This window comes from Paenibacillus illinoisensis NBRC 15959 (assembly GCF_004000925.1).
Classification (GTDB): Bacteria; Bacillota; Bacilli; order Paenibacillales; family Paenibacillaceae; genus Paenibacillus; species Paenibacillus illinoisensis.
The window spans coordinates 38,814-58,143 of record NZ_BIME01000006.1 but is presented as its reverse complement, the minus strand read 5'-3'; the positions used below and the strand labels follow the sequence as shown (position 1 = coordinate 58,143).

Annotated in this window: 22 protein-coding genes; 11 read left to right on the top strand and 11 right to left on the bottom strand. The window is 48.9% G+C overall.

What is annotated here, in order from left to right:
* Positions 1–2: 2 nt before the first annotated feature.
* On the bottom strand, positions 3–920 hold the full coding sequence (locus PIL01S_RS15945) for a ketopantoate reductase family protein (protein WP_127538351.1): 918 nt from the start codon (positions 918–920) through the stop codon (positions 3–5).
* A gap of 206 nt (positions 921–1,126) precedes the next feature.
* On the opposite strand from PIL01S_RS15945, the gene PIL01S_RS15940 reads away from it, so the two are divergent.
* A complete protein-coding gene (locus PIL01S_RS15940; RefSeq protein ID WP_127538350.1) occupies positions 1,127–1,696 on the top strand; it encodes a TetR/AcrR family transcriptional regulator in 570 nt (189 codons plus the stop codon).
* A gap of 91 nt (positions 1,697–1,787) precedes the next feature.
* Here the strand turns inward: PIL01S_RS15940 and PIL01S_RS15935 are convergent, their stop codons facing one another.
* Together PIL01S_RS15935 and PIL01S_RS15930 are read right to left on the bottom strand one after the other, a co-directional pair.
* Entirely contained in the window at positions 1,788–2,573 is a 786-nt protein-coding gene (locus PIL01S_RS15935; protein WP_127538349.1) for a sirohydrochlorin chelatase, read from the bottom strand.
* A gap of 1 nt (position 2,574) precedes the next feature.
* Positions 2,575–2,865 carry a YerC/YecD family TrpR-related protein gene (locus tag PIL01S_RS15930; RefSeq protein WP_017690665.1) on the bottom strand — a complete coding sequence of 97 codons (291 nt, stop codon included), beginning with the start codon at positions 2,863–2,865 and terminating at the stop codon, positions 2,575–2,577.
* Between the two features lie 458 nt (positions 2,866–3,323).
* On the opposite strand from PIL01S_RS15930, the gene PIL01S_RS15925 reads away from it, so the two are divergent.
* The 4 genes from PIL01S_RS15925 to PIL01S_RS15910 all read left to right on the top strand — a co-directional run bounded on the left by PIL01S_RS15925 (position 3,324) and on the right by PIL01S_RS15910 (position 6,670).
* Positions 3,324–3,965, top strand: a complete 642-nt coding sequence (locus PIL01S_RS15925) for a hypothetical protein (protein WP_127538348.1) — start codon at positions 3,324–3,326, stop codon at positions 3,963–3,965.
* A 187-nt stretch (positions 3,966–4,152) separates the two neighbouring features.
* Positions 4,153–5,238 carry a DNA alkylation repair protein gene (locus PIL01S_RS15920; protein WP_127538347.1) on the top strand — a complete coding sequence of 362 codons (1,086 nt, stop codon included), beginning with the start codon at positions 4,153–4,155 and terminating at the stop codon, positions 5,236–5,238.
* A gap of 261 nt (positions 5,239–5,499) precedes the next feature.
* Positions 5,500–6,228, top strand: coding sequence for an SDR family oxidoreductase (locus PIL01S_RS15915; protein ID WP_127538346.1), 729 nt, complete (start codon positions 5,500–5,502; stop codon positions 6,226–6,228).
* Positions 6,200–6,670, top strand: a complete 471-nt coding sequence (locus PIL01S_RS15910) for a MerR family transcriptional regulator (protein ID WP_246058337.1) — start codon at positions 6,200–6,202, stop codon at positions 6,668–6,670. The genes PIL01S_RS15915 and PIL01S_RS15910 overlap by 29 nt, the downstream gene beginning before the upstream one ends.
* 134 nt (positions 6,671–6,804) lie before the next feature.
* On the opposite strand, the gene corA is transcribed toward PIL01S_RS15910, so the two are convergent.
* The 4 genes from corA to PIL01S_RS15890 form a co-directional block, all read right to left on the bottom strand.
* A complete protein-coding gene (corA, locus tag PIL01S_RS15905; protein ID WP_127538345.1) occupies positions 6,805–7,764 on the bottom strand; it encodes a magnesium/cobalt transporter CorA in 960 nt (319 codons plus the stop codon).
* Positions 7,765–8,122: 358 nt separating this feature from the next.
* On the bottom strand, positions 8,123–9,112 hold the full coding sequence (locus tag PIL01S_RS15900) for an inorganic phosphate transporter (protein WP_095288483.1): 990 nt from the start codon (positions 9,110–9,112) through the stop codon (positions 8,123–8,125).
* Positions 9,113–9,126: 14 nt separating this feature from the next.
* Positions 9,127–9,741, bottom strand: coding sequence for a DUF47 domain-containing protein (locus tag PIL01S_RS15895; RefSeq protein ID WP_095288482.1), 615 nt, complete (start codon positions 9,739–9,741; stop codon positions 9,127–9,129).
* A 282-nt stretch (positions 9,742–10,023) separates the two neighbouring features.
* Complete coding sequence (locus PIL01S_RS15890) at positions 10,024–11,103, bottom strand: DUF3048 domain-containing protein (RefSeq protein ID WP_127538344.1); 1,080 nt, start codon at positions 11,101–11,103, stop codon at positions 10,024–10,026.
* Between the two features lie 341 nt (positions 11,104–11,444).
* Between PIL01S_RS15890 and PIL01S_RS15885 the strand changes: the two genes are divergently transcribed.
* Positions 11,445–11,984 (top strand): DoxX family protein, encoded by a 540-nt coding sequence (locus tag PIL01S_RS15885; RefSeq protein ID WP_127538343.1) that lies wholly within the window; start codon positions 11,445–11,447, stop codon positions 11,982–11,984.
* Positions 11,985–12,113: 129 nt separating this feature from the next.
* Positions 12,114–12,326 (top strand): hypothetical protein, encoded by a 213-nt coding sequence (locus PIL01S_RS15880; protein ID WP_127538342.1) that lies wholly within the window; start codon positions 12,114–12,116, stop codon positions 12,324–12,326.
* A 150-nt stretch (positions 12,327–12,476) separates the two neighbouring features.
* Here the strand turns inward: PIL01S_RS15880 and PIL01S_RS15875 are convergent, their stop codons facing one another.
* Together PIL01S_RS15875 and PIL01S_RS15870 are read right to left on the bottom strand one after the other, a co-directional pair.
* On the bottom strand, positions 12,477–13,265 hold the full coding sequence (locus tag PIL01S_RS15875) for a DODA-type extradiol aromatic ring-opening family dioxygenase (RefSeq protein ID WP_127538341.1): 789 nt from the start codon (positions 13,263–13,265) through the stop codon (positions 12,477–12,479).
* 169 nt (positions 13,266–13,434) lie between these two features.
* Entirely contained in the window at positions 13,435–14,265 is an 831-nt protein-coding gene (locus PIL01S_RS15870; RefSeq protein WP_095288477.1) for an alpha/beta hydrolase, read from the bottom strand.
* Between the two features lie 373 nt (positions 14,266–14,638).
* Here PIL01S_RS15870 and PIL01S_RS15865 point away from each other — a divergent pair, with 373 nt between their 5' ends.
* On the top strand, positions 14,639–15,337 hold the full coding sequence (locus PIL01S_RS15865; protein ID WP_127538340.1) for a response regulator transcription factor: 699 nt from the start codon (positions 14,639–14,641) through the stop codon (positions 15,335–15,337).
* Positions 15,334–16,797: a HAMP domain-containing sensor histidine kinase gene (locus PIL01S_RS15860; RefSeq protein WP_164764251.1), complete on the top strand. Its 1,464-nt coding sequence runs from the start codon at positions 15,334–15,336 to the stop codon at positions 16,795–16,797. Before PIL01S_RS15865 ends, PIL01S_RS15860 begins: the two co-directional genes overlap by 4 nt.
* A 16-nt stretch (positions 16,798–16,813) precedes the next feature.
* Here PIL01S_RS15860 and PIL01S_RS15855 read toward each other — a convergent pair whose 3' ends face one another.
* Complete coding sequence (locus tag PIL01S_RS15855; RefSeq protein ID WP_127538338.1) at positions 16,814–17,062, bottom strand: hypothetical protein; 249 nt, start codon at positions 17,060–17,062, stop codon at positions 16,814–16,816.
* A gap of 149 nt (positions 17,063–17,211) precedes the next feature.
* Between PIL01S_RS15855 and PIL01S_RS29520 the strand changes: the two genes are divergently transcribed.
* Both PIL01S_RS29520 and PIL01S_RS15850 read left to right on the top strand, forming a co-directional pair.
* Positions 17,212–17,382, top strand: coding sequence for a hypothetical protein (locus tag PIL01S_RS29520; protein ID WP_164764250.1), 171 nt, complete (start codon positions 17,212–17,214; stop codon positions 17,380–17,382).
* Between the two features lie 96 nt (positions 17,383–17,478).
* Positions 17,479–18,285 carry a DUF1129 family protein gene (locus PIL01S_RS15850; protein WP_127538337.1) on the top strand — a complete coding sequence of 269 codons (807 nt, stop codon included), beginning with the start codon at positions 17,479–17,481 and terminating at the stop codon, positions 18,283–18,285.
* Positions 18,286–18,357: 72 nt separating this feature from the next.
* On the opposite strand, the gene PIL01S_RS15845 is transcribed toward PIL01S_RS15850, so the two are convergent.
* A complete protein-coding gene (locus PIL01S_RS15845; RefSeq protein ID WP_127538336.1) occupies positions 18,358–19,266 on the bottom strand; it encodes an AraC family transcriptional regulator in 909 nt (302 codons plus the stop codon).
* Positions 19,267–19,330 lie beyond the last annotated feature (64 nt).

Here is a 19,330-nt window from a genome sequence, read left to right as displayed (position 1 = left end):
TATTATAGGATGGTAAAATCCCTTCGGAGTGCATCCCAATGGGGTGTAGGAACTTTCGTGACGCTTTTCCAATCGGTAAATGCTCGGTCCATTGCCTCTATTTCGCCATAAGAACCTGCAACGAGCTTATGCACCGGAAGCATGCTGTAAATCTTCAGCAAAAGATAAAGCAGCCGCTTATGCTTGCGGATCAGCTTCGCCTGTGCTCGCGGAATCATGTCGATGCCCATCGCCTCCAGTACAGCAATTCCCTCATCCAAGGCGCCGATCATGTGCAGGAGCTGCTCTCGGCTTCCCTCCAGCTTCTTCAACTCTCGCTCTTCATTGAAGCTTACCGCATTCAGCATTAGAATCGGGATGAGATGACTCTTCAGCCAAGCGTCGATATCCTTCATCACATCCAGCTTATACTTTGCTTTTGCAAAGGCCTGATCCAGCAGAGGTAGAATCTTACCGTCCAGTGCGCCAATCACCATCAGTCCCTTTCCCCCTCCTATGGACATCATCCGATCTTTGTGACGCTTCCCGCCGCTAACGTGAAAACCAAACGCGACTCGCTTATCCACTGGGCTGTTGTCTTCGAGATAGGTCTGCATACTTCGCGCATCTGCATTGTTGCCTACAATCACGATGTTGGTGCTCCGGTTATTCGCTAGAATAGGTAACACCGAAGGAAAATCATTATATTTCATGACCACGAAAATGAGATCGTAAACATCTTCCGCTTTTAATTCTCTTGTTACCCGAACCGGATCAACCGTCGTTCTAAACTGAAATACATGCCGAATGACCACGCCATCCCTCTCCAATTCCTCCGCCCGTTTCCCTCTCGCCATAACCGTAACGTCATTTCCTCCACGTACCAGAACGTGGGCCAGCTGACTGCCTAGCACACCCGCACCATAGACCAATATTTTCATTCGATTCCCCTCAGTTTCGTTATGATGAATAATCGTTGCTTTATGAACATTTGTTGATAAAATAAGAGTAACAAAGCAGCTTTCGGGCTTCAATCGCTAAAAAAACCGCTTTCGTTGAATAATCAACGAAATACTCCTTTTTGTTGAAAAGAGTAAGCCATTCATAGAAATATACAGAAATCGAAGAAACATATAGAGGAGGCGCCATGGATAGACGCGTACTTAAAACCAGAAAGGCCATCATGGAGGCATTTGTTGGATTGCTGGATGAGAAGGATTTCGAACAAATGACAATCAATGATATCGCAGATCGGGCCAATGTTAACCGGGGAACGATCTATCTGCACTATACAGACAAGTTCGATCTGCTGGACCGCTGTATCGAGACGTACCTGCAGCAATTGGTGGACAGCTGTATGATCGATCATTATCTAACGCCAATGACGGCAAAGGACGCACTGCTGCGAACCTTCCTTTATCTCGAGGAACATGCATCCATCTATACCACACTATTAACGAAAAAGGGGATTCCCGCCTTCCGGAGCAAACTCATGACGATTATGATTCAGGGCGTCGAGGAACAGATGGATGCGTGCGGCGTTCAGGGAGGCATGAGCAAAGAGATCACTATACAGTTCCTCGCTTCTGCTGCCGTGGGTCTGATGGAATGGTGGATTATGAATGCCATGCCTTATTCTGCGGAGGATATGGTCGATCAGTTAATTGCGTTCTTGGAGCTCCATCTGAGCCTGCCTGCACTCGTGGTTCAAGGATAAGCTCCCCCTCACAAGCAACATCAGCAATAAGAAAACCACGTCCGGCGGACGTGGTTTCCTTGTCTATAATTTTAAAGTGCTCGTCCCCTTCTTAAGAAAGGGCCTTACCCTCATTGCATTTGTCCAGTAAAAGTTGAATTTGACGCTCCAGCCAGTTTCCCAGGAGCGGATGCGGCAGCAGCGTCTCACCGCTGTAGGCATAGTCCAGCTCCTTCAGCCTGCCTGGAATGACGTTCATGGTAAAATAACCGGCACTCAAAAACAGCGGCGCCACAATAACGCGGGTTCCCTGCTCCTGGCTCCAGTATTTTGCCTTGTCATATACACTCTCCGGATTGAGGAGTGCATAATCCGTATGGGCAACGCCACTGACATCCTGTACCCGCTGCGCGAGTGAGGAGATGCCTGACTCCCAGCGCTGACGGAATCCATCGTGAATGCTCCCGTGTCCAACAAGCAGAATCGTCTCCTGCTTCGGCTCCCGGGACATCGATTTCACCTTATCCCACACCATCACGGCAATATCCGGATCGTTATCCACAGGATAACCGAAGTGTACCCTTGCAGTTACCTGAAAGGGTTCCAGATCCGTTTCCCGTTCCGGCGCTTCCTTCGCGCCGATCGCATATTCAATTTCATCCACATGTGTGCTGCCAGACGAAACGAAAAGCGGTACGACCAATATATCGGTTACAGCCTGTGCTTCCAGTCGGTTGATACCGTCCTGGATCAGGCGTCCTTCCACAAGTTCAAGAAATGAAGCTTCAACAGGCAGATCGTCAGGCAGATTAAGCCGGGAGACCGCGTCATCGACGGATTCTACCCAGGTCTGCTCCTGAGAACCGTGACTAATGATCAGTACACCCGGTTTCTTCATCTTAGCGACCCAGACGTTCCAATGTCATTTTATAACCATCATTGCCGTAGTTCAGGCAGCGCTTCACGCGGGAGATGGTAGCTGTACTAGCTCCTGTCTCTGCTTCAATCTGATTATACGTGTTGCCTTTGCCAAGCATGCGGGCAACTTCCAGCCGCTGGGACATGGATTGAATCTCGTTTACCGTGCAGAGGTCATCAAAAAACACGTAGCACTCCTCAATATCTTTCAGAGTGAGAATGGCCTCGAATAGTTGTTCAATACTTTTATCATTTAGCTTTTTCAGCTGCATTTCATCATCATCCCCTAGCGGTTACTGTGTACCTTCATTGTACTCACACTGAGTTGGTATTTCAAGCGTTAACGATTTCACGCACTGCAGAATAAAAATACATGTTACCGCTTCCATTAGGTACTATTGTCCTCCACTGGTGGACACCACCCGATATTACCGCAATAAATCCCATTTTTCACCTGCATATTCCCGATTACTTATGTAGGGATTTAACCCTTCTAATTGTTACAATTTTGTGTACAAGCTTCCCTTTTCGATGATTATAAATCTCTCCTTGTCCCCTGCGCCCAATTCCGCAAATATCCCGTTTTCCGTGACACCCGCCTACGCCGTCTCTCCGCGAATGACATACAGTATAGCAAAAGGGAGTTCCATCAAGGTCTGTTCACGCCCATGGACCTGACAGTTGAAGGAACGCATTTCCGAAATCCAATATAGAAGGAACGTGATCGTTCATGCCACAGCATTATTATCATCGCCAGCCCACACCACGGCAGCGTCCGTCTTCCTATTCACAGCGACAGGCGCACACTTCTGGCTATGCTCCGCCCGGTGCGGTACAGCGTTCATTGAATGAAACCCAAGTTCAGCCGATGTACCCAGGGGTAGAGCCCTATTATCCTGCGTACGGTGAAGTAGAAGCATCTGCACTTGTACCTTATGGTCAAGGTGCACCTGGCGGCAACCTGTATGGCGGCGGTGTACCCGTTGCTCCTCCAGTACCTGTTGAGACACCTGCGGCTTCCAGCAGTTCCGGGTTCTCACTGGCCAATCTAGGTGAATTAAAAGGAATGATCGACCGCTTCGGCGGAATCGACGGTATCATGAACGGCATTGGAAAAATGCAGAAGGTCGTCGGCGGCATTCAGCAAATGGCTCCTATGATGAAGCTTGTTATGGGCATTCTGCCTTTTGGAAAAGGGAAAAACAAGAGCAGCAGCCCTGCAGAGGTCGACTATGAGGAATATACACCGCCTCGCCGTCCGCGCAAACGCCGCAAGAAGTCTACTACGACTACACCACGTCGCCGCAGCAGCAGCACCACTCGTCGCAAAACAACTTCCACCAAGCGCCGTCCCTCAGGCAGCAAACGTTAACCTTTTCCTCAGGCACCTCTCCCTTGAATAAGGAAGGTGCCTTCACCTTTTTTACGAGCATGCCCACTTATTGCCTTAGCTGTACACTCCTATCCGATTTAAAGTATTTCAAATAAAATTCACAAGAACCTATGTTCTTATTTCTGTAAATTAAGGTATACTGGGTAGTAGATAAAGGAGGCGGACCATGGAACTGTTTAAGGATAAATATACGCCCGGATTAATTGATCGGACCGGCGAACTGCTGTATCAATATTACCCTGCCTTGGACAAGGCACACTTTCGTGATCTCGTGTTTGCCGAAGGCTGGGAACAGGCAGAATTCAAGGCACGTATTCGCCGCATTACACTGGCACTGACCGAAGTACTACCCTCTTCCTATGAGGAGGCGCTGCATGTCCTCGAACAGGCGGCACCGCAGCTGCGAGGGGTCGAGTATTTGTTTGTCCCTGATTTTATCGAGGTGAACGGACTCGCGCCTGAACATTATGAATTGTCCATGAAGTACCTGGCGGTCTTCACACCTTATTCCAGCTCGGAGTTCGCGGTGCGCCCGTTTATTGAACGGTATCCGATCGAGACGTTGAAACGGATGATGGAATGGACAAGCAGTGAGAACGAGCATATTCGCAGGCTTGCCAGCGAAGGCAGTCGCCCTCGCCTGCCGTGGGGTTCCAAGCTGCGCAGTTTGATTGCGGATCCAACGCCAGCCCTTCCCATTCTCCATGCCTTGAAGCAGGACGAGTCCCTCTATGTACGGAAAAGCGTAGCAAACCATCTAAATGATATCTCGAAGGACCATCCTGATCTGGTTCTGGATCTGGCCTCCACCTGGTACGGTCAGCATCCACATACCGACTGGATTGTCCGCCATGCAAGCCGCTCACTGCTCAAAAAGGGACATCCCAAAGCCCTCGCCCTCTTTGGCTATGTTGAGCAGGATGCGGTGCACGTTGAGCAACTTCAGCTTGCACGGGATACGATTGCCGTTGGTGAAGAGCTGGAATTCACGTTCGATGTGGTCAATGAGAGTGGGCAGCCTCAAATGCTGCGGATTGAATATGAGATTGGATATATGAAGGCGAGTGGCAAGCAGGCCCCCAAACGTTTCAAATGCTCGGATAAAACATATCCTGCGGGGAGAAGCAAGGTCTCTACAAAGCAATCGTTCAAGGTGATTACCACCAGACGTTACTATGCCGGGCTTCACACATTAACGATTGTGGTCAACGGACAACCCACTGCTTCGGCAGCTTTCGTTCTTGAAGAATAACAACCGAATTGCGTCCATGAGTTATTCACAGCTCACAACTACGGATAAAAAGATATTCACATGTGGATAGGATTGATATTTCCCTTTAACCGAATGCCCTGTCTGTCACAGACGCGCTTCGGTTATTTATTTTTCCCCCTCATTTCCCCTATGTACGTCTCCTCCAAAATCATCTGTTGACTTGGAGCATACTCCAAGTTGTACCATTCGGAGATCATCACCTACATGCTTCACCATTATTAATGAAAAGAGGAATAAACGATGCAAATTAAAAAGACCGCCCTCATTACGGGAGCAAACAAAGGAATCGGATTCGAAACGGCCCGGCAGTTGGGAAATATGGGTTATGTTGTTCTCCTCGGAGCGAGAGACATGCGTAAAGGCGAGGAAGCCGCACAGAGACTACTAAACGAGGGAATCGAAGCCTATGGAATCGAGCTTGATGTTACGAGTCAAAGAACCATTGAGACAGCCGTCAGTCACATTGAACAAACGTATGGCTCGCTCGACATTCTGATCAATAACGCAGGGATCTCTGTGGGTGGAGCTACCCCGCCAAGCTTAATCGCTGTGGATGATATACGAGAAACCTATAACACGAACTTCTTCGGCATGATATCCGTAACCCAGGCCATGTTACCCTTAGTGCAGCAGTCTCCTGCAGGACGAATCGTTAACCTGACAAGCGGTCTGGGCTCACTCGCCTACAATAGTGATCCTGAGCATGAACATGCACAATTCAATCTGCTCGCTTACAACAGCAGCAAAGCAGCCGTTAACATGTTTACCGTTACTCTTGCCAAGGAATTCAGAGATACGTCGCTTAAGATTAACTCTGTCGATCCAGGCTTTACAGCAACCGATCTAAACGGTTTTACAGGAATCAATACCGTGCAGCAAGCAGCGGCTACAGTTCTGGAGCTGGCTGTTCTCGGGGACGATGGCCCGACAGGAGGATTCTATGGGAATAATGGAGAAATACCTTGGTAAATTCGATACTGAGGAGTTGCATGACATGCATGACATACCCGACATCGTTACATCGATTCGCGAAGCTGCTCTGCATACGGGCCTGACGGAAGATACGATCCGCTATTATGAAAAGGTGGGGCTGCTCCCCTATGCAGAACGCAAAACAAACGGACATCGGCAATACAGCAAAGACCAGATTCTCGGCATTATTTTTTTGACCCGACTGAAAGCCACCGGGATGACCATTGAACAGATGAAACATTACCGCGAGCTGTCTGAGCAAGGTGCCGATACCCTATCAGTCAGATACGCGATCCTTGAGGAACATCAGCGTAAGATTCAGCAAGATATAGCTAATTTACATGAAACATCAGAGATCATAGCCTATAAGCTCCAGCATTACCGGGAACTTTCGGAACATCCTGATCTCGAAGATTCGAACTGCAACACCAGTACCTAACTCTCTTCAACAATCAATCTATTTGGGAAGACACAAGCGATGATCTCTTTTGCGCTGCTACAACAGACAAAAGAAGATCATCGCTTGATCACATCTTATTTACTTATCCATAATACATTTTCTATATACATCTTTTATTTAAACCAGCCTCTTTTAACAAACCAAGCCACCATGCTGCCACCGAGCACAAACATCAGCAGCAGCACTGCACCATATCCGAACTTCCACTGAAGCTCCGGCATATAGGCGAAGTTCATGCCATAAATTCCGGCAATCAGCGTCAGCGGCATGAATACCGTTGTAATAACGGTGAGTGTCTTCATGATCTGATTCATCCGGTTGGAGTTCAGGGAAATATAACTGTCCCGCAGGTCCGAGGTCATCTCCCGATCTGCCTCGATCATGTCCGTCAGCTTCAGCAGATGGTCATAGATATCTGTAAAATACGCAGTATGCTCCCCCGTCCGCTGCACGTGCTGCGAGTTGACGACCCGGTAGAGCAGATCCCGCATGGGTACCACGGTTCGTCTAAGCTTCAGCAGCCGGCTGCGCAGGTCAAACACTTGATTCATCAAGTCTTCCACCGATTCCTGGCTCCCCCGGTTCTCCAGTTCAGCTAGCTCATCCTCAATCGCAAACAGCGATGGGAAGTAATGATCGACAAGCTTGTCCATCACGGTATAGGCAGCGGCCACCGGTCCACGTGCCCATATGGTGCGTTCGTGTGCATGATGCAATATCCGTTCCCATGCTTCATCCACTTCTTCCAATACACCATGGTGAAAGGAAACGAGGAAGTTCGACCCCAGGAACAGATCCACTTCTTCCGCTTCCAGTGTAGCTGGATTAAGCGCGTGCAGCACAAGGAACTGTAAATTGTCGTAATAGTCCAGCTTCGGGCGCTGCAGCACATGCAGACAATCCTCGATCGCTAAGGGGTGAAAATGAAAATATGTATCCAGCAATCGGCTTTCTTCCTCCGAAGGCTGGTTGAAATCTGCCCAGACCCAGGCATAATCCTGCAGGTCCAGCTGTGTCAGCGGAGTGTTGATGGAGACCTGATGATCTCTTGTGATGGCGAGTGTACGAATCATAAATTAGACCACGTCCTTGTCCTATATCCTTTACGCTATTGTATAACTTAATCCTCGAACCGTCTCCTGCCAACGCATAACATCCATATTATCCACATAACCTCTTGCTGCAGGGACAACAAAAAAAGCCAACCCTGTTGGCTTCTCTCATTCCCTATCCACAGTTCCCTGTATTCACAGGATAATCTAACGTTTGGTTTATCATTCCACGGATGGCTATCCACATATCCAGCCTGTCCACACGTTCGTGCACAGGCTTCTCTATCTTATGATTAAAAAATTGTCCACATATCCCGATATTCACACAGTTATGAACAGCTGTGCCTGTCGGAACCGAATTTGCCTCCGGATCACGTTCTTAGAAAATAATCCAGTACAGCAAGCCTGCGAGTACAGCCGTAATCGGAATGGTGATGAACCACGTAATAATGATACGTCCGGCCAAGCCCCATTTTACAGCCGAGAAACGCTTAGCAGAACCTACACCCAGAATGGCGGATGTAATCGCGTGCGTTGTACTTACTGGAAGATGCAGCAATGTTGCCGTGAATATAACGGAAGCCGCGGATAAATCGGCAGCAAAACCGTTAATCGGTTCAATTTTGAAGATTTTGGTTCCCATCGTTTTGATGATTTTCCAACCACCGATGGAAGTACCCAGTGCCATCGCCGTTGCCGCAGAGATTTTAACCCACAGCGGAACTTCAAGATGATCCTGCACACCTGCTGCGACGAGCGCAAATGTGATAATCCCCATGGCCTTCTGAGCATCATTCGTACCATGTGTGAACGCCTGCAGCGCAGCCGTGAAAATCTGTACTGTACGGAAACCCTTGTTCACGGTGTGCGGACTGCGTTTGGCAAAAATATATTTGAGAATGGTCATGACCACATAACCTATGGCAAATGCAATCAGCGGGGATAACAAAAGCCCCTCGACGATCTCAATGAAGCCGCCCCATTTTACTTTATCGGAACCTGCACCAACAAATACTGCACCGGCAAGTGCCCCGATCAATGCGTGTGAGGAAGAAGAAGGAATCCCAAACCACCAGGTCACGAGGTTCCAGATAATTGCGGCAATCAAGGTGACTATGACGACCTCTATCCCGTTATCCAGCTTCGTGGGGTCTGTAACGCTTCCTCCGATCGTCTTCGCTACTCCCGTAAACATCATCGCACCGACAAAGTTCATGACCGCTGCGAGAATGATCGCCCGGCGCGGGGTTAGCGCCCGAGTGGATACCGAAGTTGCAATGGCATTCGCAGTGTCGTGAAAACCGTTGATGAAGTCAAACGCCAGCGCAAGGAAGACGACTATACCTAATACCCAAATCGTTGTTTCCATTATTCTCTGGCTCCTTAAGAATTACGCATAATGATGGATTCCAGCATGTTGGCTACGTCTTCACACGCATCCGTTGTCGTCTCAAGACGCTCGTAAATTTCCTTGCGCTTGATCAGTTCAATCGGATCAGACACGGTAGCGAAGAGATGCTTGATGCACATGCGCAATACTTCGTCGCCCTGGTTCTCCAGATCGTTCAGACGAATGGTATATTCGCGGATCGCCAGCAATTTTTTCTGGGACAGCAAATGGATCGCTTTTTGAATTTCGTAGGCCGATTGACGCAAAATCTCAGCGAACTGCACGATGAATTCATCCGGATCAGTCAGTTGGTACATATAGAAACGGGAAGCTGTTGCTTCAAGCCCGTCCAATACGTCATCAAGTGTTGTTGTCAATTCCATGATGTCATCACGCTCGATTGGCGTAATGAATGTTTTGTTGAGTTCCATAATGATCGTATGCACATAGTCATCGCACTTGGACTCATATTTTTTCATTTCATTGGTAAACAGAGTTACATCCTGAAGGTTGGAAACATGCTCAGAGAAATAGTCAGCTGCCTGTACGACAGTATCCGCCATATTCTCTAATGTTTCGAAAAATATATCCTTCTTCTTTATCTTCATCGTCCTATCCCCTTTACGAGAAATTGCTGATAACCGTGAAACATGAAATGACAACCTTTGATATCTTATCATATTTGTTTCATGGTTTGTACAAAAGCTGCGATCCTTTTTTATATTCTTATCACATTAATCTGAAATGAATCTTAATTATTTGGAATGGATGGAAAAATGATGCTCAGATTTTACACTGCGTTTACAAAACACGAACCGACAGGATCCGACTTTCGATTTTGGTCCGCAAATTAATGAAGCAAGCGAAGGAATTTGATCTTAGATTCAACCTTAATTTTGAGCTTGATTTTGGAGTTCAATATGACTTGCAAAGTCAGGTTGATTCGGAACGATACTGATAAAGGTCTGACCTGGAACCAGGGCCGCCTCTGTCCCATTTTGTACAAAACGAATAATATCACCCGGTTTTTTCACCCACTGACCGCGAACCATCTTGCCTTTTTGAAAAAGCATCGCTTCTCCGCCCTGGTCCACATTGACGGACAATCGGCCAACGCTGTCGAGCACCTTGTGATCTGCGCCCGCTACAATAATATTCGCTGCTCCAATCTGCTCTCCATTATCCTGATCCTGATCGGGCTTCCCATTCACCAGTCTCATATATCGTCCGCTAACTTCATCATAATCATACGTCACCCGGTAACTATCCAATAAATAATGAATATCGAATTGAGCTGCAGGTTCTCCTGCTGTAGTGGAGCCTTCCTCATTATAGATGTAGACGGGAGATTCGGTATCGTGGCTGTACCCCTTGATGTCCGCTCCCTCTCGAAGCTTGTCCGCTGAAGTATACAGATTGTGCGGTGCCTTCCGATCCGAAGAACGCCAGAAGTAAGGTCCGCTGTTCGAAATTTCATCCATGTGCTGCTTCTGCTGCTTTTGCAAAATGGAGTAGGCATCCGGACTTCCGCCCGCATGTACAAGCACACCATCATAACTCTCGCCCAGTTCAATCAGATACGGACGAATACTCCGTACGGGTCCTACGGTCTCTGTACCGCCCTGACTCTGGAAGATCGCAATGAACCGGGTAATTCCGCCCTCTGCGAGCACCTCAATAATGATATCTGCCGAGCTCAGACCGGACTGGGGCCGGGCCGCAGGTGCATTGTTAATCATGACCGCGAGCGGTCTCTGCGTAACAGCCTCCTCAACCGGCAAGCCGGTCAGCGGTGCGGTGAACTTCGGAACTGCCGGTTCTTGGGTCTCTTGTTCCACTTCTACAGGCGCAGGGATCGCTTCCGGCTCCGGCGGCTGCGCTGCTTCCTTACTTTGACAAGCTACCAGGCTTATGGCGAGAATTAGCAAGGATGCAGCAGATGCTGCCTTACTCCATTTGAATGAATTCAATCGTTGTACCTCCTGTACAATGGCCTAGGTCTAAGGTGTGACTATTTCTGGATGCAGTTAACCATTTCACGTTTTTCTTTCCATTTAATCACACGTACCACCATTTGTCTTCGATATAAAGGCAATTTTCTACCCCCAAAGCAAGGAATTGAAACGATGAATTGGTCATCATATATGTCTTAAATGTGAACTCATCAAAGCTTACTTAAAATTTGAACTAGATTGTGATTTTTATCACAAACAAAAAGACTTTTGAACTATACAATAAAGACATCAAAGGTGATCACTTAGAAAAACCAAAACAAACAACACACACTAGATTCCATGAAGGAGTGGTTTATATGTTCAGCTTCAACCAATGGCTTAGAGAAAACAAAGTGGCAATGTGGATTTTGACAGTACTTCGGGTGTATATCGGTTATGACTGGATGACTCACGGATGGGGCAAACTGACAGGCGGCTTCCAGGCTGGCGGTTTCCTCGCTGGAGCAGTAGAGAAAGCAGCAGGCGAGAACCCAACCGTTCAGGCTTGGTGGGGAACGTTCCTTGAGAAATTCGCAGTACCAAATGCCGGATTGTTCGACTTCATCATCCCGCTTGGTGAATTCCTGGTAGGTGTCGGTCTCATCCTTGGCTGCTTCACCACACTGGCTGCACTGATGGCCCTCGTGATGAACTTCGCGTTCCTCTTCTCGGGTACCGTGAGCACGAATGCACAACTGGTTCTGATGCAAATCTTCCTCGTCGTTGCTGGTGCCAATGCTGGTAAAATTGGTTTGGATCGTTGGGTACTGCCTTACCTTCGCGGATTGTTCAGCCGGGGCAAAGGCCATCATCCCAAAGATACACCAACCTTGAATCCAACCCAAAAAACAGCTTAAAGCACGAACAGATATACTAGCCCTGCTCCCCATCCCCCGGGGAACGGGGCTTTTTCATGCCTGACTTGCCCCTGTACGGAATCACGTATTATGATGAACATATAGATTATGACCAAAGGAGTACTGCTAATGCCCACTCAACGCCGTCTTGAGACGGATGCCGACTTCCAGGAAGCCATGGATATGAAGCACAAAATCCGGGTATTTCAGGATAACCACCAGATTGATTCCGGTGGTGTCATTATCCGTTTTGACAGCAAAACGATTGTTGTCCAGTCCAGTGTCAGTGAACTTGCCTATCATTCCCGCACGGACTGCGAGTTCTTCGAAATTCGAAAATAGATATAGGCTTACATCAAAAAAGGTTCCTTCGCCCAAAGTATTGTTGGGTAAAGGAACCTTTTGTTTTTATTATTCATTAGCGGTTCATGTCTGAATGTCATCGTATAGGGAGGGCATTACTGTACAGCTATCCCTCTTGTCTGCTCCAAGTTACACGCCGTCACCGAATTGCCAGCAGTTTAAACTGAGTGTTCCGTACGGATAAGACTGGAACAAGCGCTTCGCCTTGCGGGACATGTCTGCTGTACCCATGGCATAGAACAGGGGTGCCAGATGCTCTGTTCCATAAGAAGGAACCGCAGTCCGGGCATTTGGAGCTTTTTTGTCATATTGAAACAGCTCTCTCGTGTTCCATTTCTCCAGCCGCTCTTCCATCCAATCATCGAACTCTACCGCCCAATCCTGCGGTTCATCCTCGTTACCACCGAGTAATCTCAGATTATGAACGGTACCACCACTGCCTATGATCAGCACATCGTCATGTCGCAGCTGTTCCAGCATCCGGCCAATATCGTACTGCTCCTGCGGTGAACGCAGCGAATCTACAGACACAACAACGACAGGGATATTTGCCTGCGGATACATATGCAGCAGCGGGACCCAGACTCCATGGTCCAAACCTCTGCCTCGAACAGGCTGGTGCGGGAGATTGCTGCGGCTAAAGAGAGCGCAGATCTCATTCGCAAGTTCGGATTGTCCTGGTGCCGGATAATCGATTGTATACATATTAGAGGGGAATCCGTAGAAATCATGCAAGGTCTGATGTGTATCGTCCATCGTCACGGACGGCTCGGGACAATCCCAATGCGCCGTAAATACGACAATGGCTTTTGGAGCCGGCAGCCTGTTTCCAAGCTGGTTCAGAAATTGAGTGTAGTCATTGCTCTCTACCGCCATAGCGGGAGAACCATGCGCAATGAAAAATGCGGGTAATGTCATTGCTGCCAACCTCCAGACACGGATAGAATGGTCACGCTTCTATACTACTCCTCTATTCTACCGCTTAGAAGGCGCTTTTCCAAGCTGACATCCCGAAACTGCTCAAACCTGCCCTTTCTGGTTCTCCACTCCGTTGTATATTTATTTGCTTCAGACGTCCTCTAAACCATTAGATCATCCAGTGCTGCCAATCCTGTTCAATCTTCTGACGTTCACCGAGCCATTCCCGGGTACGCGTGATCAGCTGCTCCCGCTCTTTGCCGGAAGAGAAGGTATGATCCCCCTGGAAAATAATCTCCTTGTCGCAGCGCCCTTCCTGGCGCATCCAGAATACCTTCTGATATAGGAAAGCATAGTCTACAGGAATGATGTCATCCGATGTACCGTGCACGACCAGAACATCGCCGTTAAACTTAACAGCTTCCTGGAACGGTTGATGCTCAGCCAGAGACTCAAAGAAAGCCGGCGTGAACTTATAAGCGAGATAATCAGCCGAGCCCTGCTTCACACCCAGATCGTACACCTCACGCCCCGTAATCTTCACGATGTCATTGAACGGATATCCCACCGCAGACCACATGACCAGATTCTTGACACGTTTGTCACGGATGGCCGTGAGCAGAGCGACTGCTCCGCCCAGACTGTGACCGATCAAGGTCACGCGGGTTGGATCCACATCGCTGCAGTTCACCGCATAATCCAGCACAGAACGAGTCTGCGCGATCATGGAATCCAGCCCTTCAGCTCCATACTCGCCGCTGCTCTCCCCGCAGCCGATGTAATCGAAGCGCAGCACCAGGTATCCATCCTCAGCCAGTTCACGTGCAGTCTTCACGAACAGGCGATCCACGCCAATGCGGCTGCCAACAAAGCCATGGCAAATGACGGCCAAAGGCACACGCTGCTGGTGGTTTCCCTCCTTGATATCCCTAACTACGGGATAATGAATCGTAGCTGTTAGTTCTTCCTGTCCATGACGGATACTGATCTGACGCTCCATGCTAATTTCCCCTTTCCATTCTTGCCGTTACTCGTTCATTTTTGATTGTATATAAATCCGATAAGTTTAATGTGTATTAAGATGTTATTAGTATAATATCATCCCGGGAACCTCAAGTCAACGTGAGGAAAACGGCTGTTCAATAGGCGATTTATTATTTTAATATGCTACGTTATAAAATCTTTAGAATTCATGTGTACCTTCAATGTATCGGCAAGATTATGCCTGGAGTGAATGAAAAAAAACGAATTTCCCTAGGCATTCTTGTTTTTACGATCATGGTAATTTTAGGTACAATATATACTCAACCATTTGAAGGAAACGGAGACGGCAGTAAGGAGTAGGCCTTGAACACAACTGCCAGGAAATCATCATGAACGAAAACATTTTAATTGTAGATGACGAAAAGGATATTGTAGCTCTGATTCATCAGACACTCACGCAGGAAGGGTATAACGTGTCCACGGCATCAAGCGGCACCGAGGCGTTACAGCTTCTCGGTAATCCGCCGGATCTGATTCTGCTGGACATTATGATGCCCGGCATGAGCGGATTCGAGCTCTGCCGGCTGATTCGGGATGAGGTGAGCTGCCCCATCCTCTTTCTCAGTGCGAGGCAGGCCGAAATGGACCGGATTCAAGGGTTATCCATCGGCGGGGATGATTATATGACGAAGCCGTTCAGTCTTGGGGAATTAAAGGCAAGAGTGGCTGCCCACTTGCGCCGTTCCCGTCGCGATGGCGTTCAGCCGCACAGGAATGAGCCTGCATTTTACAGATACGGATCTTTGCAAATGGACCTGAAAGGGCGCACAGTCATGATCATGCAGCATGCCATCCCGCTCACGCTCAAGGAATATGATCTGGTGGAACTGCTGGCCACACATCCAGGGCAGGTTTTCTCCAAGGAACAGCTGTATGACCGCATCTGGGGTCTCGAAGCAACGGGGGATACTACCACGATCACGGAACATGTCAAAAAAATAAGGGCCAAGCTGGCAGCAGCTGACCCGGATCATGCCTATATCTCGACGGTATGGGGTGTCGGGTACAAATGGGAGCCCGTACGATGATTAAGGAACGCTGGCCGATCAAAAAACAACTCGTCTGGGCTTTTGCACTTGTGATGGCGATTAGCATCGTATTGACACTCCTGACATGGGCCGTAGGGATATCATTTCTCTTCTCCAACCAGTGGCTGCAGCCTGCCAACTATTATGAGTCTCGAATCCCCGACATTCAGCATACTGTGCAGGAGCAGGCGAAGCAGCAGATCAAATGGACCGATGCAGCCAATCAGGCCAAGCTGGAACAGCTGCTCCCTCCGGAAGGTATCACCTATCAGATTGTGGATACCCGTGGAAGCAGAAGATACGGAACGATTCAGGAGCAGATCGTGGAGAATGAAGTGGATCTGCTGAGCAGGCTGAATAGCAAAACAATCACAGATAGTACACTAGGGTTAGGCGGACTGGTTACACTCATCTCGCCTCTAAGCGGAGATCACGGAATGTATTCAGGGGCTCTTGTGCTCCAGTACCGATTGGAAACCAGCCCTTCTCCATCCATATCGCCCGTCTGGACGAATACGTTTCTTGTGCTAATGCTGGCTTCTCCCTTCGTATATATCGCAGCAGCGACCTGGTTTGTGGCGGGCAGAGTGGGTCGCAATGTGAACCGGCCGATTGAGGACCTCATTTTGGCTTCCAAACGCATCAAGGAGCAGGATCTGGACTTCATTTTGGATAACCACGCGCCTAATGAGCTCGGACTTCTCTCCGCCTCCTTCGAGGATATGCGCAAGGAACTGAAGAACGCCCTAACCCGGGAGTGGAAGCTTCAGCAGGAACGGAGTGAACTGATGGGCGCGATCAGCCATGATTTCCGCACGCCGATGACGGTGATTCAGGGTCATGTGGAGCTGCTCAAGGATTCACCCGCACATGTTGTACATACTGCCCAAAGCATGAGCAATCATCTGGACGTCATTGACCATAATGTGAAGCGAATTAATCGGCTCATTCAGGATATGACGGTAGCCGCAGGTACCGATTTTGATTATTTTCCGCTTCGCTGGGAACCGGTGGATCCTTCCTCCTTCTGGGAAATGAAGCAGCGGGAGATTGGTTTCTTGTGTTCCAGTCAGCGTATGCACTTGAAATTCAAACTCGTGGATCGAAGGGCCGAGAGCTCTTCGCCCCTTCATATGGATGTACAACGGGTGGGGCAGGTGCTGGATAACTTGGTGGCTAACAGCTTGCGTTATGTACCCCCACAAGGGGAGATCAGACTACATGTGGATATACAGGATGTTCATATCATGCAGGTTACTGTCTGCGATACAGGTCCAGGCTTCACCGAAGCGGATCTGCCGCATTTGTTTGACCAATTCTATCACGGCCACCAGGGACAGACCGGACTGGGCCTGTTCACGGCCAAACGCATCGTGGAGAAGCACGGTGGAACCATATGCGCCAGTAACCTGCCTGAAGGTGGTGCTTGCATCTCTTTTACACTCAATACTGCAAGGTGATCACGGATTCAATGTGCTATTCATAGCTCCGGCGAAACATCTCGTGGGTCTCTACTTGACCTTCCCAGCGATGCTCACGGGCAAACTCGGAACTTTCCCAGAAGCTACCCGTTTTATCGGGCCCCTCGCCAAGCTCAACTGCAAATTCGGTATCCTCTGCTGCTCCCTGTCCCATGGGAACCACTTCATCCTTCACACCACGGGAGTTGCTGTTCAGCAGCAGCTTCCGTGTTAATTCGTTGTTACTATGCTTGGCTTGATTCATGTCTGCACACTCCCATTACTGTTTTTTTCGTTTGAAATGCTACTATTGTGTTGGAATCAGCCAGCCTTTATTCATCCTTCACACAATCGTTGGATATGGGTTCAGCCTATGCATATTTCACAGGAAAAATGGGGAAATTAATCGATAATATGTACATGCAAATTGACCTCGGATTCCTTCCGGCGAAAGGGATTGAATTCATGGAACATCTCATCGAATGGATACGTGATCATGGCAAGCTGGTGTTGTTATGCACCTGTGTCATTCTGGCCTGCGTAGGGCTATGGATGAATCACAAGCAGCTTTTTTATAAGGAATGACTTTGCGAAACGAGAGCCCTTCCCGTATACTAAAATACCGTCAGGGTCTTCAGGAAGCTGGGGATCTGTAACGTGTTCAGACAGGGGGAGCAATCATTGGGGATTTCCTATAAGAAGCTTAAAGAAATACAAAACCGGCAAATGACCGAGATGAGCCGGATGACGCCTGAAAATGTAAAATTGTTCGATCAGATTAGCGGCATTGCCCGCCGTACCGACGCAGATGAAAGAACACAGGAAGAGTGGATTTTGTCTGAGGGAAAGGCCATTGTACAAGCACAGCGGGATGGTCAATCAGCCCGGGAATTATACGGAGCGGACCTGGAACAGGATATCCACGCACGCCTGGATGCAGGTGCAGGTGCAGGAGCATCAAGTTCTTCGTCCGTATCTGTGGGTAGGAACTCATCCAAAAAATCGAACGCCGATAAACCAGCTGTAGCATCTAAGGACGATGAAGATGTGTATGGAGAGGCTTCCGGTCCAGTCAAACGTACACCCAAGTGGTATGTGATGATTGCCTGGGCAGCCATTTCCTTTGTCATGCTTATTCAGGGCGCTGCCGGGCTATTTATCGACTGGAGCGGTGGAGATACGGAACCATTCAGCCATATCAGTCTGTTTTCGATTATCATTTCAGCCGTTGGCGGGATTGCTCTAGTTGAGATGCTTCGCCGCCTGGCGGAACGGCCGGATGATCAAGGCAAAGATATGACGACCAAGCCCCAGGTTAACCTGAAAGGCATTGCGATCTATATCGTCATTGTTGTTCTTGTCCTGTTCGTTGGTTATCCGCTGCGGGACAGTCTTCCGGTATTTTACTTAGCCCCGTGGGTTAGTCTTGTGATTGGTATTGTGGGGCTTGCTCTACTGAGGCCGCTCTTCGGGCAGAAAAAGAAATAAACCAAAAGGGGCCGTGATGGCCCCTTTCTTCATTACTATCTTTTTTTCACACCTATCCTCGAAAGTTACCTTTCAAAGCGTTGGCGTCACATCGGGTTCGCCTTTTTCGCTACTAGACTGGTTCCGCTGTTTGATCCCCTTGCCAGGCGTCTCACCGAATTCCCGTTTGAACATGCGGATAAAATAGTTGACCTCCATGCCTACCGTCTCCGCTGCCTCTCTCACGCTTGCGCGTGGATGCTGATCCAACCAGTCGGATGCCTTCTGCAGTCTCAATCGCTGCATATATTGATGCCCTGTCACGCCCTCACGCTGGTGAAACAAACGATTGAGATGCTGCACGGAGTATCCCACGGCTTCGGCCACGTGCTTTAATAACAAATCATCCTGATAGTGGGCATGCATCAACGCAACCGCACGGGTAAATGCCTCATTCCCCGGATCGGACTCACGTTGATCAGGCGACATGGGAACACCAACTACTCCGGAGAGGTCTGCCTTCTCCCGAGTCGTGGATACGGACCTCGCGATGTCCAGAATGAGCTGGTAGACGATGAGTGAGGTGCTCCAGATATCCGTCTTGTCATCGTCCAGCCCATGCCAGAGGTCCGCCATTCGCGACCAGAACTGTTCAAAATCGGATAGGGCTCTCGGCCCCTCATCCAACAACCCGGCTGATTGGAGCACCGATCCGGCTGAACTGCCGCCAATGCCGATATATCCAAGTTCCCCGTTTGTTCTGGAATGCGGGTAAAATTCATGGGCTACTCCTGGTTCGCCTACCCACAATTGCCCTGCTCCTACAGGCCATGACCCCTTACCCGGAATCTTGAGTTCGCCTGCGGCGCTGCGCGACAGGAAGAGCTGATGCACCGGAAACCCTTCCGGCCTAAGCTGCACTTTCTGCTCGTGTGTTCCAATACAATACAGATACAGAGGCAGCCGGGAATCCGGCAAACCGGTCAAGCGAAATGCAAGCATCCCATCATTCCTTTCGGATCATGCCCTTCTTCCTTCTATTATCCCCCTGCTGGGGTGGGGCAAG